The sequence below is a fragment of the Mucilaginibacter sediminis genome, from assembly GCF_051903035.1.
In the GTDB taxonomy this organism is placed as follows: domain Bacteria; phylum Bacteroidota; class Bacteroidia; order Sphingobacteriales; family Sphingobacteriaceae; genus Mucilaginibacter.
In genome coordinates this window covers 2,575,347-2,601,041 of record NZ_CP170602.1, presented here as the reverse complement: position 1 = coordinate 2,601,041, position 25,695 = coordinate 2,575,347, and the positions used below count along the sequence as shown (strand labels likewise).

Below are 25,695 nucleotides of genomic sequence, written 5' to 3'. Positions count from 1 at the left end.
TGGGCAATTGCGGTTTGTAACTATGTTGGTATCAACATAAAAAAAGAGGCAAATGAAACAGACCGGAATTTTTTGAAAATATTAAATGTTAAGCTTTTTGCGGTCAATCTATTGATAAAACAAAAAATATGCCGTATTCTTAACAAATTATTAATAATTTAGGCAATAAGTTTGGTAATACGTAATGAACTCGACCGTAGGTTTTGCTGATAATGAATTGCTCAATCTTCTTGCCGAAGGTAAAGAGTTTGCATTTACTGAAATTTATAACCGTTACTGGAAAAGGCTGGTCGCCCTGGCATATAGTTATACTAAAGATAAATATGCCGCTGAAGAAATTGTACAGGAGGTTTTTTTTAGTTTATGGAACCGCAAAGGCACCCTTAAAATAGAAACCTTAAGCTCGTACCTGGCCACGGCAATCAAATTTTCGGTATTTAAAAGTGTATATACCAGGAACAGGCAAGCGCAGATCATTGAAGGGATAGCCAAAACCGTGATGGCCGATTTACCCGAAGATTTGGTACATGCCAAATTTTTAGAAGAGTACGTTAACGGCATTGTTGAGCAATTGCCCGAAAAATGCCGGCAGGTATATAAATACAGCCGCCAGCAAGGTCTGTCGGCCCAGGAAATAGCAGTCGAGATGGATATTGCCGAAAAAACGGTAGAGGCGCATCTTACAAAAGCCCTTAAGGTGCTGCGCTTAAATTTAAAGGAAATTATGCTGCTCATTATTTTCCTTAAGCACCATTAGTGTTAAGTTAATAGTCCTAAGTCTTAAGTCAAAAGCCCAATTTATTCTTTTTGACTTAGAACTTAAAACTTTCGACTTAGGACTATGTGTCATAGCTCAATCACAATCATTTCAATTTACCTTATGCGTTTGCGCTGATTAGCCGCTGCTTTTTTTATTAAAAATCGCTTTTTTATCACTTTTTTTTAAATGCACTAAGGGTAAATGCCTTTTTAGTGTACTCCCTTTTAATTGCTGCTTAATATGGACGAGCTTTATCAGAAGTACTTAATAAAAAAATACCTTGACGGGACGGCTACGCCAGCCGAACGGGACGAATTGTTGTTGTGGTACCGGGCCAAGGGCGAGGAAGACTTTGAGTGGCCATATGAAAACCAACTGGAAGAGGATGAAGCCAAAGCACGGATATTTGACGGTTTACAGCAACGCATAAAAGCGGCCAAAGCTGCGGAACCAACAACAAGAAACTACTTTTATAAAATAGCTGCCGCTGCTTCCGTTATACTGGCCGTTTGCATTGGGTTGCTATGGAATAACAACAGCAAACCAGTAAAGCCGCAAAGCAACACCGTAGTTACCAAACCGGGCGAACGTAAAATAATTAACCTTGTAGATGGGTCGGTGATTTGGCTGGGTTCCGGAAGCTCGGTTACTTATCCTGTAGCCTTTGTGGGCACGACCAGGGAGATCAGCTTTGAGGGCGAGGCCTTTTTTGATATCGCCAAAGATAAGCACCATCCGTTTATTGTACACACAGGCACAACCAGCACCAGGGTTTTGGGTACCACCTTTAATATCTCGTCATTTAAATCGCATAAAGAAATTGTGGTTGCATTGGTAACGGGCAAGGTTTCATTTACCGATGGCGGATCGGGTGTTTTGCTATCGCCTGCTAACATGGTAGTGTATAATAAACTCAAAAAAACAACCAAAGTATTACCAATTCCCGATTTGGCAGCGGTAATGGGCAGGCGCAACGGCTATTACGAATACCGCAATGTATTGGTGAAGGATATTGCCGAAGATGTGAGCAGAAACTTTAACATGAAAATACAGGTAGTTGGCGATGTTAAGAATACCCTGTTTTTTGGGCGGATAAAGCCTGGTGAAAGCCCTGTGCAGTTTTTAAAGAAAATGGCGCTGGTGGTTCACGCATCGCTCATCAGTAAAGATAATTTATGGATCATTAAAGGAGGAGGAGGCATTTGAGTTAAAATTCTTACGCTCTATATATCAGTAATGCCCCGGGCAAGGGGGCATTGTACTGATAATCAAAAAACGTCATAGTCAAAAGCATTACCCCAATGGATTGGAAGCCCCGGAGGTACCTGCTGTTTTTTTAACATTTTTATTGAAGTGAATATATGAAAATTAATGTATCCCGCAATAGGGGACACAAGTATATGCTTTTTATGAGGATTAGCACAGTAATTATAGCGGTTTTGTGCAGCACAAGTTTATCAATGGCCGCAAGTTTTGCAAATGGCCAGGATGTACTGAAGAAGCACGTAAGCGTCAATTTAAAAAATATTACATTAAGCAAAGCGCTTGATAATATTTCTGCTGCATCTGGTGTAAAGTTTACTTACAACGGCACAGTAGCTAATAGTAAAATAAAAATATCGGCAAAGGTATCTAACCAGGAGCTGGGCAAAGTGCTGGATAATGCACTAAAACAAACACCCTATAAATACACTGTGCTTGATGATGAGATATTGATACGGTACGTGGAGATAATCCCCGAACCTATCCAGGCAGTACAGCGTATTTTAACAGGTAAGGTTGTTGACGAAAAAGGCGAGGCTTTGCCCGGCGTAACCGTGAGGATTAAAGGAACCGATCGTGGCGGCATTACCGATAACAGCGGTAAATACCAGATACAGGTTAATAACGATGCCGAAATTGTGGTGTTTGCATTTATTGGCTACCAAAACCAGGAAATACCGGTGAAGGATAGCAAAACCATCGATGTTAAAATGGTGCCAATGCCGCAAAACGAGTTAAAGGAAGTTGCTGTAGTTGCTTATGGTACACAGCGCAAGGTGAGTTTGGTTGGCGCGCAATCAACAGTTGATGTGGGCGAACTTAAACAACCGGTTGCCGATATCAGCACTATGCTGGCCGGCCGTTTATCAGGTATAGTTGGTGTTCAGCGCTCAGGCGAACCGGGCAGCAACCAGGCTGATATCTGGATTCGCGGTATATCTACATTTACCAATAACAATACTGGTCCGCTGGTATTGGTTGATGGTGTTACCCGGTCAATCAACAACCTCGATCCGCAGGATATTCAATCATTTACCATCCTGAAAGATGCCTCGGCAACAGCCGTATATGGTGTGCGTGGTGCAAACGGTGTTATTTTGGTGCAAACTAAAAGGGGCAAAGTTGGCAAGCCGAAGATAGATGCCGACTATTATGAAGGCTTCACCTCATTTACCCGCAAGCCCGAAATGGCCGATGGTATTACTTACATGAATGCTGTAAATGAAGCCAACATCACCAGGGGTGGCGTTGCCAAATACTCGCAGCAGTATATTCAAAACACGCAAAATAATGTAGACCCGTTGCTTTATCCTAACATCAACTGGATTGATGCTGTATTTAAAAATACCAGCCGCAACAGGCGGGCCAATGTGAACATGACAGGTGGCGGGCCAAATTCAAGGTATTACATATCTGCAAGTTATTACAACGAGGGCGGACTTTTAAAAACAGATAAGCTATCTACCTATAATTCAAATATCGATTACAGCCGGTATAACTTTACCAGTAACGTTGATGTAGATATCACCAAAACCACCAAGGTGGCATTAGGCGTTCAGGGTTATGTAGGTAAGGGCAATTATCCTGCAATATCGGCAAGCGATATTTTTGGCCAGGCCATGATCGTATCGCCAGTAGTATTCCCTATTGAGTATCCGGGCGGTTATGTTCCGGGCGTAAACCCTAATGGCGACCAGCGTAACCCTTATGCCGATTTAACCAGGCGCGGATACAGCACAACTTTTACCAATCAGTTGTACTCCAACATCAGGCTTACACAGGATTTTGGCTTTTGGCTGCCGGGCTTATCATTCAATACCTTATTTGCGTTTGATGCCAGCAACAGCAACAGCATTTTACGCCAAAAACGCGAAGATACCTGGTATCCCGACCAAAATACGCCCTATAACGCCGATGGTACTTTAAACCTGGTACGCACCTATACAGGTAACGGAAATTACCTCAGCTACAACGCATCAAGCGGTGGCTCAAATAAAATTTATACCGAGTCGTCTTTTAACTATGACCATGCCTTTGGCAAACATCGCGTAGGCGGGTTATTGTTATTTAACCAGGAAGACCGGTCGGATTTCCCTGCCGGTAGTTTTGCTACCTCTATTCCTTACCGCATCCGCAGTTTGGCGGCAAGGGTAACCTATTCATTTGCCGACAGGTATTTTGCCGAGTTTAATGTGGGGTACAACGGATCGGAAAACTTTGCTCCCGAAAAACGCTATGGATACTTCCCCGCATTTGGTGTGGGATGGCTTGTATCTGAAGAACACTTTTTTGAGCCTTTAAAAGACGCTATATCGTTCTTCAAATTCCGTTACAGCAATGGTATTGTGGGTAGTGGCGATATTGGTTTAGGCCGTCGTTTTGGTTACCTTACATTGTTGTCTGACGGCTCATCGGGTTTCACTTATGGTTTGGGCAATACCAACGGAATAAGTGGTATCAGCATAACTGACTATGGGGTTGATGTAAGCTGGTCGCGGTCTCATAAACAAGATTTGGGTTTGGATATCCGCGCCCTGCACGATTCGTTTTCACTTACCTTCGATTTGTTTAAGGAGCACCGTACAGGCATTTTCTTACAAAGGGCTGCGGTACCCGGATATGTTGGCTTGTCATCGTCACCCTACGCCAACCTTGGTATAGTTAATAATAAAGGCTTTGATGCAACCATCGAGCAGCGTATTAATGTAGGTAAGGTTGTATTAAATTTACGAGGCAACATCACTTATAACAAAGACGTTGTTGTAGAAAACGACCAGCCAACCCCCAAATATGCATGGAATGATCAGCGCGGTCATAACGTACTGGCAGATTTCGGTTACATAGCCGAAGGTTTATTTACCACCCAGGAAGAGATAAACAGCAGCGCCACCCCCGGCGCCAAAGCCAGCATTAAACCAGGCGATATCAAATACAAAGATTTAAATAACGATGGTATTATTAACGCTTACGATAAAACGGAAATAAGCAAAGGCGATGTGCCTTTCCTGACCTATGGTTTAGGTTTTAACGTAGCTTACAAAGGCTTTAACCTGGGCGCATTCTTTGTTGGAACCGGGCATGCATCGCGGTATATATCGGGTAATGCTATCCAGCCATTTTCAACCAATGGCGGTATCAGTAACGCCTATGCCAACATTACCGACAGGTGGACAGAAGCAAGCCCGCGCCAGGATGTGTTTTATCCGCGCTTGGCTTATGGCGATGGCGACAATACCAACAACACGCAGCATAGTTCATGGTGGGTAAAAGACGTACAGTTTATCCGCCTTAAAACGCTTGATTTTGGTTACACTTTCTCCAAAGCTTCACTGAGCAAAATTGGCATGAGTAACCCGCGTATTTATATTATGGGTTACAACCTGCTTACTTTCAGTAAGTTTAAACTTTGGGACCCTGAGCTGAATACCGGCAATGGCACTGCATACCCAAATGTTAAAACCATATCATTAGGCCTGAGCGCTCAATTTAATTAACAGAAGTAACATTTAATTCAAGATAATAAAATGAAACGAATTATAGTAGCCTTAACGCTGGCATGTATGTTAACTGTTAGCTCATCATGCAAAAAAGGCTTTTTAGACCAGGTGCCCGATGACAGGCTTACCCTTGATGAAACCTTTAAAAACCGTAACACAGCCGAGAAGTTTTTAGCCAACGTATACTCTGCCATACCCGATGAAGCATCACAACGTTTCCCCGGATCAGACAACAGCATTGGCGAGTGGACAGGCGGATCTGATGAAGCAGAGTACGATTGGGGTTTTGTGGCCACCCAAAATATCAACAATGGCAATTACGATGCGTCCAGCGGTTTTATAAGCGGTTTTTGGACAACCTATTACCGTGGTATCCGCTCGGCCGGCATCTTTATGGATAATGTAGATAAGGTTTCTGATATGCCCGCCTCGCTAAAAACGCAGTACAAAGCCGAAGCAAGGGCGTTGCGTGCCATCTATTACTTTTGGCTGATGCGTATTTACGGCCCGGTTGTTATCACCGGCGATAAAACAATTGCACCCGATGCTTCATTTGCCGATGTGCAATTACCCCGCAGCTCGTTTGATGAGTGCGTAACCTATGTGACCACCGAGCTTGATGCTGCCATTGCCGATTTGCCCCTGAAAGCCGCAAATAACAATAACCTTGGCCGTATAAACAAAGCTTTTGCAACGGCAGTAAAATCGCAGGTGTTGTTGTATGCTGCCAGCCCGTTGTTTAATGGTAATACAGACTATGCCGGTATGGTAAATGCCGATGGAAAAAAGCTTATTAACCAAACTTACGATGCTACCAAATGGCAAAAAGCAGCCGACGCCGCGAAAGCCTTTCTTGATCAGTTTGTACCCGGCACTTTTGATTTGTACCGCGAAAACGATGCTTCGGGTAACTTTAGCCCATACCTGTCATGCCGCGACGTAATGCTGGTTGACTGGAACAAGGAAATCATTTACGCCAGGATTGATGCCGGCGTAACCAACAGGCAGTATGAAACCACACCTTACCACTCCGGTTATGCCGATGAGGTAAGGGGCAGCGGCGGCTTGGGCGCCACGCAAACCATGGTTGATGCCTACTTTATGGCAAACGGCCGTTCAATAACCGATAATGGTTCGGGTTATGTTGCTACCGGTTTCTCCAATTTTCAGGCACCCTATGATGACCAGGCCCGGAGTACCTATAACCAATGGACAAACCGCGAGCCGCGCTTTTATGTAGGCATTACTTATAACGGCAGCAAATGGCTAAACACCAATAGCGGCGAGGTTATTACGCAAACCTATAACACCGGTAACTCTGGCAAGCAAACTGGTGGTAATGATTATTCGCCAACAGGCTATATTGTGCGTAAAAACGAGCCGATAGGCGATTGGCGCACAGGCGGCCGCTCATGGGTAATGTTAAGGCTGGCCGAAATTTATCTGAACTACGCCGAGGCTTTAAATGAAGCTTCGCCGGGCAATGCCGATATTTTAAAATATGTTAACCTTATCAGGAACCGTGCAGGCATCCCCGAATACGGTAGCCCATCACTGCCGGCACCAGCAGGGCAGGCTGCCGTTAGGGAAGCCATCAGGAAAGAGCGCCGCGTAGAACTTGCTTTTGAAAATACCCGTTTCTTTGATACCCGTCGTTGGAAAATAGCCGAAACCACCGATAACGGTCCGTTTAAGGCATTAAACATCAGCACCAATCCGCCTGAGTTTTATAATGTGGTAACTTTTGAAAACCGCGTGTTTGAAAAAAGGAATTACTTTTACCCAATACCACAAAATGACGTAGATAGCGATAAGCAACTGGTACAAAATACAGGTTGGTAACCGCACCTAAGATTTTTTCTATACCTATGAATCCGGGGCCGGCTGTAATGGCTGGTCCCATTTTTTAATCTTTTTATCTGCCTTTATATAAGGCCTATGTGTTCATAAAGTTCTTGTGGTTCTCAATCTCTTGTAAACATAAACTACTGTTAATTTAATAGTACTAAGTCTTAAGGTAAATTTATTCTTTTCTGACTTAGAACTTAAGACTTTCGACTAAAGACTACCCTTCATTACACTACTATGAAATTTAAAAAAATAATACTGCTATGCACGTTAATAACAGCAGCCACGGTGCATAATTCATGCGGTAAATCAAAAAACAACGTTGCCCCTGCGCCGGTAACTGTTATTAAACCCGATACCAATAAAATAGGTGTACCCCCTAAAACATGGCAGGAACATTGGTTTGAGCATAAGCTTTTGCTGCACCTGGTTTATTATGATAAAAATACTGCCGTTTATTATGACGATAACATGGAAACTTCAGTTACCTGGCCATATAAAACCATGTCGGCTGTTTGGGCTTATGCCAAAAAAACTTACGGCTTGTTTGGCGATTCTACAAAGCTATACTGCGTTTTTCATAAAGGTACCTATGGCGGTGGTCATCCCGCTTCGTATTTTGACGATAGCCATGATTACCGGAATACCATAGATTGCGGCCTTGACGATTGGACAGCACCTACCGGCCAGCAAATAGGTATGCCCATTCACGAAACCGGGCATATTGTAAGCGGCGCCAGCCACGGCGTTAAAGGTTCACCATCTGACGCGCTTTGGGGCGACAGTAAATTTATGGAGATTTACAACTACGATGTGCTCATGAACATCGGCATGAAAGATGAAGCAGGCCGGGTTTATGAACAAATGCAATCCCAATATGATGATTTCCCGGTGCCGCATGTGCAATGGTTCAAAAACTGGTTCTATCCAATCTATTCCAAATACGGCAAGGCCCAATTATTGAACAAATATTTCGACCTGCTGGCTAAATACTATCCCAAAAATGGTAAAGAGTATGCTCATGACCTTAACTGGGGCGAGTTTATCCATTTTTGGAGTGGGGCTGCCGGTGCCAATCTGAAAGCGCAGGCAACAATTGCCTTCGGCTGGAAAGACGAATGGGAAACCCAGTTTAAACAGGCCCAGGTAGATTTTCCGAACCTGAAATATTAAATGACCCGCCCTGGCTGTGTTTTAATCGAGTAGTAAAAGCAGCCCGCTTTTCTATCTTTTACCGAAATAAAAACGATATTTTAATCAATTGGCGAAATATCGTTACGTATATATTGCTGGCTTTGTTTAATTAATTGGTTTGTAGTGATTTATGATAGGGTTCGAATTTTGTAGCTTTGGTATGACAAACTACCTCCAGTTTTTTTCCGGATTGTTGAGCTCAATTCGTAAATTGAACGGAGATTGGCAACAATACCTACACTACTATGTTGAAAAAACTACCATTGATCCTTTTATTCGCTGTGGGCTCCTTAGCGTCTAATGCACAAATAACCAGTAGCGCCCGCGCAAATAAAACTCAAATGACCGGTGATAGTATTACCATAAGTGCGCATCCGGAATATGATGATGTAACCGGGGTGCATCGCTGGCTGTTTGGCGAAAACTTCCGTAAAGACTGGGCCCAGCCCGTTAAGCTGCCTATCATCCGGCTATCAAAATTTAAAGGAGGCCTTTCTCCCTTAAAACAGGGCGGGGGGATGGAATCAAAATCGTTGCGGCTGGAGGATAAAGATGGTAAAGAATGGGTGCTTCGCAGTGTAGAGAAAGCCCCGGATAAGCTGCTGCCCGAAAACCTGCAGGGAACTTTTGCTGTTGACTGGATAGGAGATGAGTTTAGTGGGCAACACCCTTATTCGGCATTGATTGTGCCGCCGCTGGCCGATGCTGTTCATGTACCGCATGCCAATCCTGTGATTGGCGTTGTAGCCGATGATGCTGCTTTGGGCCAGTATAGCAAGGTTTTTACAGGTTTAATTTGCCTGTTGGAAGAACGTGAGCCGGCAGGCCCATCAGATAACACGATTAAGATGGAGCGTGCCCTAATCAAGAGCTATGACAGCAGATTAGATGGTGAAATGTTTTTGCGTGCCCGGATGCTCGATCTGTTGATAGGCGACTGGGACCGTCATGAAGATCAATGGCGATGGGCAGGCGACATTGATGGCAAGCAAAAAGCCTATTTGCCGGTACCGCGCGATAGGGACCAGGTATTTCACGTTAACCAGGGTTTGTTACCATCCATAGCCGCGCTGCCCTGGATAGATCCTGTTTTAGGAAATTTTACGGCCGATATCCCCAACGTAAAGTATTCTATCTTCAAAACAAAATTTTTGAATGCAGTGCCCGATGTGCAGTTTACCTACGCGCAATGGATGAAGATTGCTAATGACTTTGTTAAAGCCGAAACAGACGATGTTTTGGAAGCCGGCCTTAAACTGCTGCCCAAAGAAAACTACCGGTTAAGGCATAATGAGTTGCTGGCGATATTAAAAAAACGTAGGGACAACATTCCGGCAGCCATGACCCAATATTTTTATTTTGTAAACAGGATTGTTGATATCCGTACAACCAATAAAGACGAACTGCTTACCATTACGGGAGGGCCGGATAAAACCCTGCGGGTTAAAATTGACAAGCTTAACAAAAGCGACGATGTTAAGGGATCGTTTATGGATATAACTTATGATCCGGCCATTACTAAAGAAATCAGGATTTATGTTTCGGGAGGCGACGATCATATTGTGGTTGATAACAATACGTCGCCAATAAAATTAAGGTTTGTTGATAGTACCGGCCATAAAACTTACGATATCAAAAACTCGGTAAATACCATACCTGTTTACGGCTCAAAAGATAGTATTACCTTCACCGGCAAAACCAATCGTTTAAGCAACCGCCTGTCGGCCGATACCAATGCCACCAGGTTTAGGCCAACTAATTTATATAACGTTTGGATGCCGCTGGCAACAGCCGCTATAAACGCCGATGATGGTTTTCTGTTGGGGCTGGGCTTTAAGTATACGGGGTATGATGGTTTCCGTAAGCTGCCTTATGCTACCCGGCAACAATTGATGATCAGCCATGCTTTTGCTACCGATGCTTTCAGACTTAATTACAGCGGCGAATGGGCGCAGGTTATTGGGAAAGCCGATTTTGTAATGAAAGCAAATATCCTGGCGCCCGATAATACCACCAACTTTTTTGGCCGTGGAAACGAAACTGTATTGGTTAAAAGCGAAGGATACCGCAAATATTACAGGGCAAGGTTTAACACTCTGGAATTTGACGCCGCGTTACGCTGGCAAACCGGCAAAGGAAGCTTTTTTAGCGCAGGGCCATCTGCACAGTACTATCACTACAGCCCCGACGATAACACAGGCAGGTTTATTTCACAGCCGGCGCTTATCAACTCATATGATAGTGCAAGTGTAAATAAAAACAAAGCCCACCTGGGTTTGATGCTGAATTTTACCAGCAATAAGCGCAATAACAACGTATTGCCATTTAAAGGGTACTATTTTGAAGTTACTTTAACAGGGTACAAGGGGCTTAATGATTATTCAAAAGCCTTTGTGCAAATTAAACCCGAGTTTACGTATTACCAGCCGCTGGATGCCAAAGGAAACATCGTGCTATCCGATCGTGTAGGCGGCGGCATCAGTTTTGGCAAACCGGCGTTTTATCAATCCATGTTCCTGGGTGGGCAGGGAAACCTCTTAGGGTACCTGCAAAACAGGTTTGCCGGGCAAAATATGTTTTTTAATAACCTGCAGGGCCGGGTAAAAATTGCCGATATAGCCAGTTATATTTTACCAGGTCAATTGGGCATCACCGGTTTTTACGATACCGGCCGGGTATGGATCAGTGGCGAACATTCTGATAAATGGCACACAGGCGCAGGCGGTGGTCTCTATTTTGCACCCGCAAGCCTAACAGTATTGCAGCTGCTTGCCGGCCATTCAGACGAAGGCTGGTACCCTTATATATCGCTTAATTTCAGGTTGTGACCTGGTGTTAATTATAAGTCTTTAGTTCTGAGTCGCTGGTTAAATGTGATTTAGATTATTTATGTATTAAGCAGAAAGCATTGCCGTCGGCTAAGCCAACGGCAATGAATAAACTTCATTTTTAAACAGATCTAAGTAGCTGTTTAAAAATAAAAAAACTGATCGTTATTGCTTCATACCTACGCACGTGTGTTGGGATTTACCAAACATTCGCTTGAACGCAGGCTACGACTTACCCGGTCGAGGCTACGCCTGACCACACTCTCTTCACCTGCGGTGGAAAGAGTGTTTGTAATGTAATTATTTTATAATCAGTTATTTAAAGATATAAATTTCCAAAACTCTCTTTCCGGCGAAGCCGAAGAGGGTCGCCGGCATAGCCTGGCGGGGTGAGTCTTCGCCACCATGCGAGATACGTTGTTGTCCCTTCATAAAAGCATTAGCAAACCAAATTTAACCAGATCTAAGAACCTGTCTAAATTTGATTTAGATTATTTATGTATCCTATAAAAATCATTGCCGTTGACTTTAGTCAACGGAATAATGACTAAAAGGCGAATGGCTTTAGCCAAATTCCACTGAATAATTTGGCTAAAGCCAGCAGCGATACTATCTATTACCGTTGACTAAAGTCAACGGCAATAAATAAATCTCGTTTTTAAACAGCTTCTAAGAAATAACTCTCTCTATGATTGTTGCATTACGGAGTGCAAATCGTTTTTAGTTTTTTGCTATAATCTGCATTTAGCGGCTCGTTGGTTTGGGCAAGCCGCTGTGATCCTACGTTGGCAGGGCAGGCAATGCCTTTAGGGCCGTCATAAACCAGGTCGGGTTTGGTATTAATCAATTCTTTAGGCACATATATCTGTACGTTGGTAACCGAATATACCCTCGGAAAATAACGGATATAATAACCATCCGGGTGTAACGACCATATGCCCGATGGCACTTCCGGATCAGGTTGCGGAGCTATGCCGGCCAACATGGCATACTTTTCCATTTCTTCATATGATGCGTTGCCCGATGCAGCCAGCTGGCGGATGTTATTCTCGGCCTCAAAAACGCTTTGGGCCGCAGGCGGCAACTGGTCTTTGGCTTTTGCTATCAGGCCTGCCGGAAGTACGCCCAATGCGCCACCCTCCAGCATAAGCAGTTCCTGCGGAGATAATAGGGTGGTTGCTGTTAGTTTAATATCTGTACCAAAATCGGCAAAACGGGTACGGGCCACTATTGCCCAAAGTAATACCTGTATGCTGCGCTGTTTTACTTCGGGGTGTTTTTCTGCATTTTTAAGTATCAGTATCACAACATCAGCCTTGGGGCCCAATACCGGTGCCAGCATATAGCCGTCGCCGGTACTTGGGCCATGTGTACCGGCATGCAGGCAATAACTTTTATTGGTCATTTCAAAAAAGCCGGCGCAAAGTTTAAAACCGCCACCGGGCGCTTTGGGTAAAAGATACAACGGATCGGGTTGCTGTCCTTCAATAAATGATGGTGGTTTAGAACCTGTTTTGTTTACATCTTTAAAACTGGTTGTAATGGCCTGTGGCTGTTTTAGGATTTTGCTTACACCACCACCCGAGGCCATCTCGGTGCCTTTATCTAATATTTTTTTACCAAGGCCTCCAAATTGGGCCTGGGCAGCAGCAACGTAAAACATAAATGCGATGAGTGTAGCAATTTTTTTTTGTGTTTTCATAAGTAGCAGGATGTTTAGATACCGCTAAATTAACTAAAACAACATTAATCTAATACTAAAATTAAGTCTGTTTTTTTTTAACTTTAAAAGTAAAATCAGAGTTGCAGCCATTGCCACATATTCGCGATAATGCTAAAAAACGAAAAAGATCAACTTTAAACTTCCGGCTTACTACTGTTGCTTTAATCGGGCGTATTTTATCCGGTTTTATTGCGTCGTCAGTTCATTTTTCTAAATAAAACCCGATATTATTGTAATACTTTAACATATTTAACATAACGGCATGACACTTAAACTGGCCTTAATTTTACTCGCTTTTATCGGATATGGTAGCAAAAGCTTTTCGCAGCAAAAAAACGGCGATGCCACCGATACACTTGGGGTGAAAATATCGAGTATTGAATATAGGGTTAAAGCGATGCCCAAAGATACCAGTGTTTTTTTTACCGGAATTATACCCTGGGTAAACCTCGACAACCCGGGCAAGGAGTTAAATAGGCTTGTGGATTCTGATGAAGTAGTTTTAGCCTTTGCAAAAGTTACACTCATCATTGATTATCCGCTTACCAAACCTGCATCTTTTATATTGGAATCAAAATCAACGAGCTTTTCCCGTAAAGAATTGATTAAAGCCATCAGCGAAAAATATCACGAAATTTATGCGGAAGAAGAAAAATCTACGAAAACGGAAATTGTACCGAGGGATAAGAGGGAAGGCCTGATTAACAGGAATGAAACTAACGGAAAATATGGAATTTGTTGCCATGATCTGTCCGACCTGGATTTAAGTTCGATAGATGTTTTTAAGAACGATGAAGGTAAAATATATCTTATCCTTAACGTAGAATCTTAAAGTACTTCAAACGGTCGATTTGTTATTTCACTTCCGCTCCGAAAAACTTCAGTCCTAATATTCCGCTCATAATCAGTGTCATAAAAAACACCTCCATCCAGGATAGTTTCTGGTGAAAGATGGCCATTTCGGCAATTTTGATGAGTACAAGGGTAATGGCCGTCCATACGGCATAGGCCACCGCCGTGGGCACGAGCTTGATGGCCAGCGAGAAGAAATAGATATTGCCAATCCCGAACAGTACGTAGCCGGCAAAAGGCAGCCAAACAGGTAAGCCGTATTGTAAGCTTAAAGCCGAATGCCAGCGCAGGGCTTTCAGGTCGCTGAATTTCATGAACTTGAGCGAAAATGTCCAGGCAGCTTCAAATGCGGCTGCTATGATGAGGTATATCCAGGCCAATGTTAGTTTTGTTGTATGAGGTTATCTTCAGTGGATACTTGTTTTATAGGTAGGGGTGTTGGCTGCAAATCAATCACGGGTTCATTGTATTTAGCCGGCAGCCTTTTTGTAAGCCAGCTAATCACCCTCGGGCGTAGGGTATAATACCATTTAAACCAGGGATACTTAAGCAGCTTTTGCTCTTCAAAACGTTTTATGCTGAAGGCGTGCTGTAAAAAGTAATCCTTCGGGTAGTCATAATAAAGCCCCCAGTTTTCGGGATTGTTACCCGGTGCGTGGCCCGGATCATAAGCGGTGCCGAAGAGATAGTCCCAAACGGATAGTTTGGTTGCGAAATTGGCATGAAAAACCTCCTGGTAATTGGCATGGTGCCATAAATGCAATTCGGGGGTGTTAAAAATGTACTTCCACCTGCCGAATTTTACTTTAACGTTGGCATGAATAAACATGCCGTACATCGCATCTATCAGCGCCTTGATAGGTATTACCATGGGGTTTGCGCCAAGCAATATGATAGGGGCAAACTCGATGGTTTGGTTAATCACTATCTCCATGAAATGCGAGCGTGAGCCTGCTAAAAAATCAACCTCTTTACCGGAATGGTGCGCTTCATGAATGCGCCAGAACACTTTATTGGAGTGCTGAAAACGGTGGAAAAGGTAGATGTATAAGTCATGTGTTACCACAAAAAATAATACCTGGACGGCCAGCGGCCAGCTGCCAACAGCACTCCAACCCGATAGATCGAAATGCTGTTGTAGCGGCGCAATGATATAGCTGAAGATCAGGATCTTCAAAAAATAGCTCTGAATCAAAGTATACCAAACCAAATCAACCCAAAATCCTTCCCTGAAAAATGCGAGGCCTTTGCGATAAGGCGAAACACGTTCCCAGGCGATAATGAAAACCACCCAGCAGGCAAGGATAATGGTTGTTATGGTGTATACTTTGTCCAGCGGCATTATTTACACTAGTGGTTTTTCTTTGTATTCATCGCTGATGTTTACCCTTAACCTTTTCATAGGGGCCAGCTCAGACTCATAAACTCTTTTTTCGCCGTCGCCGGTTGCAGTTTCCACATCGCGGATATCGCGTACCAGGCGTTGCAGGCCTTGTGGCTCAACAGAAGCAGCATGGTCCGATCCCCACATGGCACGGTCGAGCGTAAAATGGCGTTCAACAAAAGCTGCACCTAATGATACAGCGGCAACCGTAGTAGCCAAACCGGTTTCGTGGCCCGAATAACCAATAGGTATGCCCGGATATTTGGCCTCCAACGTCTGGATCATTTTAAGGTTTAATTCCTGCGGGGCGCATGGATAGGCCGAGGTAGAGTGCGCTATGAACAACGGGTAGTTTTCATCAAAGGCATTCACAAAATCCATGGTGGCCTCAATCTCTTTCATGGCGGACATGCCTGTTGATAACATCAGCGGCTTACCGGTTTCCAGGATACGCTGGATCAGGTCGAAATCTGTTAACGATGCAGATGCCAGTTTGTATAAAATGGTATCAAAGCGCTCCATAAAATCAACCGATGGAACGTCCCAGGCAGATACAAACCAATCGATACCCAGCTTTTTGCAGTAGTGATCTATAGTTGCATATTCGGCAATGCCAAACTCTGTTTTGCGTTTGTAATCGATGTAGGTGATGCGGCCCCAGGGGGTATCGCGCATAATTTCCCATTGGTCTTTAGGTACACAAATTTCGGGTGTGCGTTTCTGAAATTTAACAGCATCAGCCTTGGCCGCAACCGCCTCGTCAATCAGCTTTTTGCAGGTTTCCAGCGATCCGTTATGGTTAATACCAATTTCGGCAATAATATAGCTTGGCTGTCCTTTTCCAATAACACGGCCGTTTTGCAGGGTTATAGTGCCATTACGGGTACCGGCTGATAAAGTAGCATTAACTTTGGCATCTATAATAAATTCTGCAACCTCGCGGAAACAGCCTTCGCCGCCATTTAGGGTGCTTACAAAATCAGCCTTTGTTTTTATCAAAGGCAAAGCATCGGCAGGGCAGGCGGTTAGGCCAGCCAGTTTCATTACTTCAAGGTCGTTATAATCATCGCCTATGTAGGCAACTTCGTTTAATGACAGGTTTAAACGGCTGCAAATTTCTTTTAAAACAGCAACTTTATCTTTAATTCCTGTGTGCAATTCAACTATCTGCAATTTGGCGGCCCTTTTTATAAGGGAAGGGGAGTGCTCGCCGGTGATGATGCCGGTATCTACGCCTGCAAATTTACGCAGCCGCTCCACACCCATGCCGTCGCGCATGTTGAATTTTTTAAGCAGTTCGCCATCGGTGTTATAGTAAACACCGGCATCGGTTAGTACACCATCGTTGTCGGTTAGCAAAAGTTTGATGCCCGCCGCTTTTTGTTTTAAAATTTCATTCATGTTTTATGTGTGAATTAAATTGCTGTCCATCCTCCATCAACTACCAGGTTTGCACCCGTCATATATGCCGAGGCCTCGCTGGCCAGGAATACAAGGGCGCCCTGGTAATCAGCTGCTTTGGCCATACGGCCCAATAAAGTTTTTGCTGAATAATTGCCTATAAAATCTTCTGTTTGTCCGTTCTCGACACCACCCGGCGATAGGGTATTTACCCTTACCCCGGTATGCCCCCAGTAAGCTGCCAAAAAGCGGGTAAAGTTGATAATAGCCCCCTTGGTTACCGGGTAAGCTGCTGATTTATAAAATGTTTGTTCGCCCGCGGCGTTACGGTAAATAGTTTGATCTGGACCTACCATGCCATAGGTGCTGGCAATATTGATGATACTGCCACTGCCCTGCAGGGCCATATGCGTACCCAATATCTGTGAGCTTAAAAATACCCCGGTTACATTTACATTTAGTGACCGCTGGAAAGCCTCTAACGGATAGTTTTCAAATGCCGAAAGCTCTTTGGCCATAGCAGGATCTTCAAACTTATCGTTGATGGCTGCGTTGTTCACCAGGATATCCAGGCCATCGTATTTATTCAGTATGGTATTAAGCGCGTCAATTAACGATTGCTTGCTGGTTACATCTAAGCCTATCCCAATATGGTTTTGGCCTAATTGCTGCGCAAAGGTTTGTGCGGCTTCGGCGTCAATATCGGCTACTACCACATTGGCGCCTGCCGCTGCCAGCGCTTCGCAGTGTTTTTTGCCTATAAGGCCAAGCGCGCCTGTAACTACAGCCGTTTTGTGATTTAATGAAAAAAGATTCATCATTTAGCCGGCTATAACGCTTTTAGGTTTAATGTTATAGTTGCTCACCTTACGGAAAACAGCCTCCAGTACTTCGCCCTTTAAATAATTTTTGATGTTGCCACTTTCAATTGCTTCTTTTACCAGGGGCAACACATCGCGGTATGCTAACAAAATGTAGTCGATATCTTCGGAAGTATGGCTGTAACACATATTATGGAAGCCGGCCCAAAGCACACCGCGTTTTATCATCTCCTGTTGCATCAGGGTTTTAACCTCTAAGGCGCTACCTGCTTCGGGAGTAAAAGTTACCATACTGCGGCAGTTAAAACCTACGCAGCGCGTGTATTTATCCATGCCGGTTTCAATTGCAATAAGGTTATATCCATCTTTTAATAGCGCGCCGTGTGTATCTAAATACAGGGGCACATTTTTATTACGCAGCTCGTTAATAGTTGCTATGCAGGCTGCTAATGATAGCGCTTCGCCGCCAAACGTGGTGTAGCTAAACACTTCGGAGTTAAACAACTCCATTACATCGGCACGGCCGGTTAACAGTGCTATGGGCATTCCGTTGGCACAGGCTTTTGAAAACACAGCCAGGTCGGCTTTAACGCCAAAATATTCCTGTGCGCCGCCAACAGCCACCCGGAAACCGGTCCACATTTCGTCAAATATCAGCAGGGTGCCATTTGCTTTGCATACCTCGGCGAGCCGCTGTAGGTAGCCGGGTTTGGGGGCTTCAAAAATAAAGGGCTCCAATATTACGGCGGCCACGGTTTCATCCAGGGCGGCTTTTACCGATTCGATATCGTTATATTCAAAAGTGTAGGTTAAATCCTGTATGGCATTGGGTACGCCCGCGTTGCGGCTGGTAATGCCTATATACCAATCGTGCCAGCCGTGGTAGCCACAGCAAAATATTTTATCGCGGCCTGTAAAAGCACGGGCTACGCGTACAGCTGCCGAGCACACATCAGCACCGGTTTTGCTTATTTTAACCGCTTCGGCGTTAGGCACAACCTGCTGTACCAACTCGCTCAATTCAACCTCCAGGGGGTGCATCAACGAAAAGGTGATGCCATCTTCCAGTTGCCTGCGGATAGCTTCGTCAACAGCAGGGTAAGCGTAGCCCAATGAGATAGGGCCTATAGCCGAATTAAGATCGATATACTCGTTACCATCTGCATCCCAAACGTGCGATCCTTTGCCTTTTACGATGTACTTAGGGGCCACGCCATTGGTAAACTGGCCGGGACCTTTGGCCAGGGTTTGTGTAACGGGTTTTTGTACTTTTAAAGCTCGCTGGTATAGGTTGTCAGACTGGCTGATATCGGGATAATTATTGTCGAGCGCTATTTTGTTAGCCATTTTAATTGCTGTTTATTCTGAAAATTCAGGTGTTAAAATCTCTGGTTGGTGGTGGGCTGTTTGGTAACCCAAAATCTGTTCGGCAATTTGCTTGCCTGTAAAGCCTTCGTGCTGCAAAACATCGGGCAGTAATGCCGGCCTGAACCATTTATTGTTCAGGGCTATGGGCAGTACTTTTGCGGTGGTTTGGTGTTTTAATAATACCTCGGCCACAATGCTGTACAAGCCGCCTGTTACAAAATGATCTTCGAGGGTTACTACCAGGCTGCTTTGGGCGCATGCCTGCAGTATAGCCTGCTCATCAACCGGTTTAAGGCTGCGCATGTTTACCAGCCCTACAGAAAGGCCTTCGCTGCGCAACATGTCAACCGCAATAAGCGCCTGCTCAAACAATAAGCCGTAGGTTAATATGGTTACGTCGCTGCCCTGGGCTATTACTTCAGCCTTGCCTAAAACAAAGGGCGCGTGATTGTATGAGGTTTTACGGGTGTTAATTCGGGTATAAGTAGGGTATGCGCCGTTCCAGATTTGCGGCAGCATTTTTACCAGGTCATCTTCATCGGCCGGGGCAAATACGGTTACGTTGGGGACGCCGCGCATAATTGATATATCCTCAATAGCCTGGTGGGTAGGGCCGTTGCCATCTGATAAAAGGCCGGGAATAAAACCACTCAGCTTAACCGGTAGGTTAGGGATTCCCAAATCGGTACGTACAAATTCAAAGGCGCGCATGGTTAAAAACGCGGCAAGCGCATGCACTACCGGGATACGGCCACGCAAAGCCAAACCCGCAGCGGCGCCTATCATGGTTTGCTCGGTAATACCGGTGTCAATAAAGCGTTTGCCCAATATGCCGGGCAGGTTACGTACCAGCGCACGGTTTTCGGCAGTCATCACAATGATCTGCTCATTGGCAAATGCCGTTTCTGTTAATAATTCTTCGTAGGTCATATTTATCTCACTACTAAAGTTTCTGATGTCAATAGTGTGTTTTGGTCGCCGTGCAGTTCAAGCAAAAGCTGACCAATCTCATCTGCAGAAAAATTGCAGAACCAACGGTCGGCACGCTCTTCAATACTGGGCAGCCCTTTGCCGCGTACGGTATCGGCAATCACTACATTTAGTTTTCCTTCTTCAAAAGGATACGCGCCGAATGCGTGTTGTAAGTCAATAAAGTTATGCCCGTCTATACGTTTTACGGCAGCGCCAAAGGCCCTGAATTTATCGGCGAGTGGTTCCAGCGGAATCAGGTCTTCGGTGCGTACATTGGCCTGGAATTGGTTACGGTCGACCACGAATATCAAATTATCCAGTTTGTAGGCATTGGCTACCAATACGGCTTCCCAGCAGGTGCCTTCGTTTAGTTCGCCATCGCCTAAAATGCATACTACCTTGTTATTGCCTCCGCTTATTTTAAGATCGAGCGCAACGCCGATAGCTACCGAAGGCAAATGGCCCAACGAGCCGGAGTGAAACTCGATACCCGGGATATGGGTATTGGGGTGCCAGTAAATATGATCGTTAAGGGACAGGTGATTTTTAAGCCGTTCTTTATCCAGCAAGCCCAGCTCGGCAAAGGTGCCGTATAAGGCAGGCACATCATGCCCTTTTGAAAGGAACAGGTAATCCCTGTCGGGATGGTTAAGATTATCCTTGTTGATATTTAAAAACCGGCTATATAAGTAAACTATCAAATCAACAGCCGATAGCGATGCGCCGGTAAAGCATCCGCCATCTGTCGACATGCGCACAATGTGTTCGCGCACGTTTAAAGCAATAGCCGTTAACTCCTGCTCGTTGATGTTTGGGGTGTTATGCTTCACTTTGTTCAAATTGTTGTGAGTTTTCCTTCGGTGCTTTTTTTGTTTGATCGGGCAAAATGGTTTGCAATTCATCCAGGTGATGGCGGTACCAGTTTACGCCTGCGTACTGTGTGTTGATTTGCATTATTTCGGGCTTGCGGTTAAGCAGGTTAAGAATATCCTGGCAGGAAAACTGGTGGCAGATAGGATATAACTCGCTGTATACTTTTTCAATAAAATAATAATCCTCGGGGTAATCAATCGTAAACCTGTGCGACATGGAGTAATCCATACCTGTTTTGCAGCTTACATTGCCAATGCTAAAAATGAGCGGGTTTTCCCAGATGTAAGGCGTGGTATGTTCCAGCTCGAGCGGGCGGCCGGCGTTTTCCCAGGCTTGTTTAAGGCAGGCCATGGTCATTACCTCCACATCATTGCCATCGGGCCAGGTGGCCGGGTGCAGGTTGCTTACATAGTCGTATTTGCCACGGTTGGCAAAAAAATATTCAAGTACCTGGTCAATAATCCGGGGGTCTATCAGCGGGCAGTCAGATGGGATCTTTAAAACAATGTCGGCTTTAAACCGTCGGGCGGCCTGGTAGTGCCTGTCAAGCAAATTGCCCAGGCTACCGCGATAACTGGGAATATTCATCTCCGAAGCTTCCTTCACGATGATATCGTCCTCTTCATTTTCGGATGTAGCGATGATGATATCGGCTTTGTGCTGCATCATTTGCAGCCGTTCAATCATGCGCGCCAAAAGGCTTTTGCCCAGTATGGGGAGCATTACTTTGCCTGGCAGGCGGCTTGACGCCATGCGGGCCTGCACTATAATCACAATTTTTTCTGTCATGGTACTTACTATTAATTACCAGTTTGCTATCAGTTCGTTTGTTAATTCCGGTTGTTGTTTGCCAACCAGGTATTTATAAATGGCCAGCTGCGGATCAAAACTTTTTTTAGTCCCCTTGTGGTTTAAATATTCACGGCAAAGCGCGGCAATTGCTTTGGCCGATGTTCCTTCATTTTGTAAAGGCGCAAGCTCGTGCAGCTCGTTAATATCAAACCAGGAATGTACTTTTTTGCCCAGTGCTATGCCTGTATACACCACCGTGGAGTATTGCGTAATCAATTCGCAGCAATTGGCTATCATATGGGCGGTATTACCGTCTTTATAGATCATCGTAGTTAGGGGGGCATGTTCACGGATCTCTCTTTCGGCCCTGGCAAAATTCTCGTTAGGATGAAGTTTGAAAAGCAGGGGCCTGCCTGCCGCTATTTTAACGGCGTTTTTGATAAATGCTACCCTGTGCTCTATCCGGAAGGTTTCGCGCATATCGGTTGTAGCTACCATTACGTAGTCGCGGTGCGGAAAATCGTTATTTAAATGCTGCTGCTGGTTGTCATAGTTGGGCATGCCGGTTACAATGATCTTGTTTATATGGGTGCCTTTATCGGCAAACTGCTGCTTATAACCTTCAGACGCCGCACAATAAACATCGCATATATTGGCTGCACCGTTTAGTGATGTATTGCCGCACATGGTTGATGGCAGCCTAAGGGTGCGTACAATTTTGCTCCAGGTGGTGTAGCGGTCTATCATGCCCTCCTGCACCCAAATGGTTTTAAATTGGCGCATGCGCCTGGGCACAATCATATCGGTACAATACACTACAAGGTCGTACTGATTTTTTTGGGCCCTGAAGTCAACCTGTAGTGAATTTTGATATAAATACCTTTCAGATTTTAACTTGAATTTGCGCGATAACACCGTGCCGTTAAAAATGGGGGTTTTGGCAAGCAGATAGTTTAAGAGTGTATTATCTGTAAATAACTGACTAAACCAGCAATCAAATTCGGGTAACTCATTTGCAATCTGGTGCATTTGGGTTGTTTGGTTAATTGAACCGGTAATGAATAATATCTTCTTCATTCCTTTACTTTCAATTATCGGTGTAGTTAAACTCAAGGGTTGAATGCTTTACTTGTTTATTTAAACTATAAAGCCTGGCTAATGCTTTGCTTTATAATTTGTTAAAAGTAATCGCGCTACTTTTAGATAAAGCGAAGCCAGCGTTATGAAATTATTAAGAGGTGGTTTTTGGGAAAAGAATTTATTAACAATACAAGTAGAGAGTCAAGATATTAGAGTCAAGAATCAAGAAAGAAAAAACGGAAAGGCTTATTGCAATAAGCTTTAATGAATAAATGGCTAGTAATTAATGGCATTAACTATCTTAACTCTTGATTCTTTTCCTCAATCAACCTTTGCATAGCTTTTTGTACCTGCCTGCAAAAAGTTTTTAAGTTCAACCAACCTGTCAGTATTAATCAAGTCAACGCCACAGTTCAGCAACTCGCGCCATACCACTTCATTCTCGGGCGAAGCCCAGAGCCTCACTTTTTTGCCAAACTTGTGTGCCAGCAACACGTACATACGCAGGCGCTGCCTTTCAAAGGGCGAAAAGTTGCCTTTGCCGTCCCATTTTAATAAATGAGAGTATTTGCAGCTTGCAGTTTGGTATAAATCTCTTGAAGTCGTATCCTGCCTTACCTGCATAAGATCGTCATCAATGAAGGCCAGCCTGCTGTTTTGGGCTTTGATCAGGTTATATGGCCTGTGGCCGGTAATTACAACGGTTACCTGTCGTTGGGTGTAAATGCCGTTTTCGTAGCCGGATAGAATAGATTTGTATTTTTCGAGCACCAACTGCAGCGCCTGGTAAGTTTTAGCACCGTCAGATTTTATGTCAATCATCAGTGTTAACGGATAGGTGGGGCATTTGATCTCTTTATTGGTGCCTGTGATGCATTCCATCAGCGGGGCCAGGTACAAGCGCTCCAACGTTCTTTGTTTTTTGAAGAAGGGGAGGATGTGTGCTACAATCAGTTTGTTGTTCCTTAAATAAACATCGGCCTCAATATTTGTAAAACCATTATCCAAAGCATCATACAAAGGCCGTTTGTGCCAGTAATCATTGTGGGCAAAGCCATTGGAGATGGTGGGATTTTGGGGGTAGGCGTTGTGGCCGAGAAATATCAGCAGGCTCAGGAACAATAACTTAAGGTGCTTAGGGCAAAAAATTGCTGTTCGCATCGATAATTTTTTTGTTTCCCCAAATGTACCTGTCCAATGTTGCATAAATGTTACCTTATTATGATGAAAATTTTTATGGCGACAAGGGTTTGATAACACTTTTTTATACGATAGTAACCGTTGTTTGGTTAGCTGATAATGATATATTTTATTGTTTATATCATAATTAGCCGCCAGTAATTGTACCCGTTAAGAAATATAAACGGTATAAAAAATCCTGATTTTACTTTATATGATTTAGTCATGGAAAAAAAATTGGGAACTACAGGCAACGTATTTGTAAAAGTGGCAGTAATACATGTAAATGATTATTTACTAAAACCACGTCAAATGAAAGTTCTATCAAAATTAATAGCCGTTTCAATTATTGCCTCAGCTATATTTTTTACAACAAATGCACAGGCTCAAACAGTTGCAGCTAAACAATTTACCTTTAGCCTGGGAGCCGAAACAGGTTTGCCAACCGGTATATCGCGCAAGGGCAGTAGCTTTGTATTGGGGGCAACGGGCCAGTTTCAATATGGTATTACCAATAATTTCGCGGCGACATTTGCTGCCGGCGGTTATCATTTTTTTTCGAAGACAAACCCAAATACCGGTAAGAAATTTGATAGCTACGGCGAAATCCCGCTTAAAATAGGTGTTAAACAATTTTTTATACCCAATGTATATGTTGGCGTTGAAGGCGGTTTAGCATGGGAAAAATTAGAAGATGGGCAGGGATGGGCGCCATTTCACAGGCGCGACCTGGCCGGACGAATAGGGTACGCAAACAAACACTGGGACCTGAGTGCGCGGTATGAGGATTTTTACATGAAGGATTATCACACAGGCCTGGTGGCTTTGCGTTTAGCATATGGCTTTGGGTTGTAAGCCAAAAGCTTAAGGCTTAAAGCAGAAAGCTAAACTAAAGGGGAGCGATGATTTTGTCGCTCCCCTTTTTTAGTGTGGATATTTAAAGCTTTTCTATTTCTTCAACAGAAAGTTTAGTAAACTTTGAGATTTGGACAAGTGGTAGACCATCTTTTTTCATTTCACGGGCAATATCTAAGGCCTTTTTATATTCACCTTTCTCCATGCCTTTCTCCATGCCTTTCTCCATACCTTTCGCCTCACCCCTGGCCTCAGCGGTTGATACAGCGTAATCCATCACATTTTTATTATCCCATTTGTATTTTAAGCTGCTATCGTACATTGTTTTTTCCTCCTTAGTAAGGTTAATATATGCTGCAATATTGAATAATTTTTCAAATATGGGTTTACGTAAGTAAACCGGGATCTTTTCCATCCGGCTCATGTTCTTTAATACATAAAGCCATTTTTCCAAATCCGTATCTAAGTCAATACCCTCTTTCACAAATTTACTTAATTCTATATAAGTATAACCCAGTTTATCGTAAAATATTTCGCCGGTATCCCTGTTGCAAAGGCAAATATCGTGCAGGTATTTATCTTTAGGGGTGTCGTCCAAAGTGAAATCTTCCAGCAGTGCAATAAAATAAACCTCGGCAATGTTGTAAGCCCAGGCGTTTCGCCTGCCCTTGGGCGCCTGGTCGCTTATTAAACGGCTGGTATAAAACAAGGCTCTTTCTTTAAAATATCCTTGTTTTGCGCGTTGAATCTCAATTATAAAGTTTTCGCCGTTACCTCCCGTGCAAAGCAGGTCGAATATGGCCGAGCCCTCGTCTTTTAAATCGCCATGATGCTCATTCTTGTTATACACTAAATCAACGATATGCTTCCGCCCTCTGAATACTTCATTTAAAAAAGCGATCAGCAAGTCTTTATTGGGTTCACTGCCAAAGATTTTTTTAAAGGCGAAGTCAACTAAAGGATCGATGTATTTCCCTGGAATAGGTGGGTTATTGTTTGGCATAG

At 44.0% G+C, this 25,695-nt stretch carries 20 protein-coding genes; 8 read left to right on the top strand and 12 right to left on the bottom strand.

Going from position 1 to position 25,695, the window contains the following annotated elements; genetic code table 11:
* The first annotated feature begins 184 nt into the window (after window positions 1–184).
* The 6 genes from ACFGVS_RS10160 to ACFGVS_RS10135 all read left to right on the top strand — a co-directional run bounded on the left by ACFGVS_RS10160 (window position 185) and on the right by ACFGVS_RS10135 (window position 11,390).
* A complete protein-coding gene (locus ACFGVS_RS10160) occupies window positions 185–757 on the top strand; it encodes an RNA polymerase sigma-70 factor (RefSeq protein ID WP_090649113.1) in 573 nt (190 codons plus the stop codon).
* A 243-nt stretch (window positions 758–1,000) separates the two neighbouring features.
* Window positions 1,001–1,966, top strand: a complete 966-nt coding sequence (locus tag ACFGVS_RS10155; protein WP_439698518.1) for a FecR family protein — start codon at window positions 1,001–1,003, stop codon at window positions 1,964–1,966.
* Window positions 1,967–2,220: 254 nt separating this feature from the next.
* Window positions 2,221–5,517 carry a SusC/RagA family TonB-linked outer membrane protein gene (locus tag ACFGVS_RS10150; RefSeq protein ID WP_439698517.1) on the top strand — a complete coding sequence of 1,099 codons (3,297 nt, stop codon included), beginning with the start codon at window positions 2,221–2,223 and terminating at the stop codon, window positions 5,515–5,517.
* 30 nt (window positions 5,518–5,547) lie between these two features.
* Window positions 5,548–7,362, top strand: a complete 1,815-nt coding sequence (locus tag ACFGVS_RS10145; protein ID WP_439698516.1) for a RagB/SusD family nutrient uptake outer membrane protein — start codon at window positions 5,548–5,550, stop codon at window positions 7,360–7,362.
* A gap of 243 nt (window positions 7,363–7,605) precedes the next feature.
* Window positions 7,606–8,541: a hypothetical protein gene (locus ACFGVS_RS10140; RefSeq protein WP_439698515.1), complete on the top strand. Its 936-nt coding sequence runs from the start codon at window positions 7,606–7,608 to the stop codon at window positions 8,539–8,541.
* 266 nt (window positions 8,542–8,807) lie between these two features.
* Entirely contained in the window at window positions 8,808–11,390 is a 2,583-nt protein-coding gene (locus ACFGVS_RS10135; protein ID WP_439698514.1) for a BamA/TamA family outer membrane protein, read from the top strand.
* Between the two features lie 700 nt (window positions 11,391–12,090).
* Here ACFGVS_RS10135 and ACFGVS_RS10130 read toward each other — a convergent pair.
* Complete coding sequence (locus ACFGVS_RS10130) at window positions 12,091–13,092, bottom strand: hypothetical protein (RefSeq protein ID WP_439698513.1); 1,002 nt, start codon at window positions 13,090–13,092, stop codon at window positions 12,091–12,093.
* Window positions 13,093–13,375: 283 nt separating this feature from the next.
* Between ACFGVS_RS10130 and ACFGVS_RS10125 the strand changes: the two genes are divergently transcribed.
* A complete protein-coding gene (locus ACFGVS_RS10125) occupies window positions 13,376–13,945 on the top strand; it encodes a hypothetical protein (protein ID WP_439698512.1) in 570 nt (189 codons plus the stop codon).
* Window positions 13,946–13,967: 22 nt separating this feature from the next.
* Here the strand turns inward: ACFGVS_RS10125 and ACFGVS_RS10120 are convergent, their stop codons facing one another.
* From ACFGVS_RS10120 to ACFGVS_RS10075, 10 genes are all read right to left on the bottom strand, one after another.
* Entirely contained in the window at window positions 13,968–14,345 is a 378-nt protein-coding gene (locus ACFGVS_RS10120; protein WP_090649138.1) for a DMT family transporter, read from the bottom strand.
* 2 nt (window positions 14,346–14,347) lie between these two features.
* Entirely contained in the window at window positions 14,348–15,307 is a 960-nt protein-coding gene (locus tag ACFGVS_RS10115) for a sterol desaturase family protein (RefSeq protein WP_439698511.1), read from the bottom strand.
* A gap of 3 nt (window positions 15,308–15,310) precedes the next feature.
* Window positions 15,311–16,750, bottom strand: a complete 1,440-nt coding sequence (locus ACFGVS_RS10110) for an N-acetylneuraminate synthase family protein (RefSeq protein ID WP_439698510.1) — start codon at window positions 16,748–16,750, stop codon at window positions 15,311–15,313.
* Between the two features lie 14 nt (window positions 16,751–16,764).
* Complete coding sequence (locus ACFGVS_RS10105; RefSeq protein WP_439698509.1) at window positions 16,765–17,571, bottom strand: SDR family oxidoreductase; 807 nt, start codon at window positions 17,569–17,571, stop codon at window positions 16,765–16,767.
* Complete coding sequence (locus ACFGVS_RS10100; RefSeq protein ID WP_439698508.1) at window positions 17,572–18,918, bottom strand: aminotransferase class III-fold pyridoxal phosphate-dependent enzyme; 1,347 nt, start codon at window positions 18,916–18,918, stop codon at window positions 17,572–17,574.
* Between the two features lie 12 nt (window positions 18,919–18,930).
* Entirely contained in the window at window positions 18,931–19,869 is a 939-nt protein-coding gene (locus ACFGVS_RS10095; protein ID WP_439698507.1) for a transketolase family protein, read from the bottom strand.
* A 2-nt stretch (window positions 19,870–19,871) separates the two neighbouring features.
* Window positions 19,872–20,741 carry a transketolase gene (locus tag ACFGVS_RS10090; protein ID WP_439698506.1) on the bottom strand — a complete coding sequence of 290 codons (870 nt, stop codon included), beginning with the start codon at window positions 20,739–20,741 and terminating at the stop codon, window positions 19,872–19,874.
* The gene (locus tag ACFGVS_RS10085; protein WP_274212569.1) at window positions 20,731–21,573 is read right to left on the bottom strand and encodes a glycosyltransferase family protein; all 843 of its coding nucleotides are present in this window, start codon (window positions 21,571–21,573) and stop codon (window positions 20,731–20,733) included. The genes ACFGVS_RS10090 and ACFGVS_RS10085 overlap by 11 nt, the downstream gene beginning before the upstream one ends.
* Before the next feature lie 15 nt (window positions 21,574–21,588).
* A complete protein-coding gene (locus ACFGVS_RS10080; protein WP_439698505.1) occupies window positions 21,589–22,653 on the bottom strand; it encodes a hypothetical protein in 1,065 nt (354 codons plus the stop codon).
* A gap of 324 nt (window positions 22,654–22,977) precedes the next feature.
* Window positions 22,978–23,817, bottom strand: coding sequence for a phosphatidylinositol-specific phospholipase C/glycerophosphodiester phosphodiesterase family protein (locus ACFGVS_RS10075; protein ID WP_439698504.1), 840 nt, complete (start codon window positions 23,815–23,817; stop codon window positions 22,978–22,980).
* A gap of 243 nt (window positions 23,818–24,060) precedes the next feature.
* On the opposite strand from ACFGVS_RS10075, the gene ACFGVS_RS10070 reads away from it, so the two are divergent.
* Window positions 24,061–24,690 (top strand): hypothetical protein, encoded by a 630-nt coding sequence (locus ACFGVS_RS10070; protein WP_439698503.1) that lies wholly within the window; start codon window positions 24,061–24,063, stop codon window positions 24,688–24,690.
* Window positions 24,691–24,772: 82 nt separating this feature from the next.
* Here ACFGVS_RS10070 and ACFGVS_RS10065 read toward each other — a convergent pair whose 3' ends face one another.
* Complete coding sequence (locus tag ACFGVS_RS10065; protein ID WP_439698502.1) at window positions 24,773–25,693, bottom strand: Rpn family recombination-promoting nuclease/putative transposase; 921 nt, start codon at window positions 25,691–25,693, stop codon at window positions 24,773–24,775.
* Between the last annotated feature and the right edge of the window lie 2 nt (window positions 25,694–25,695).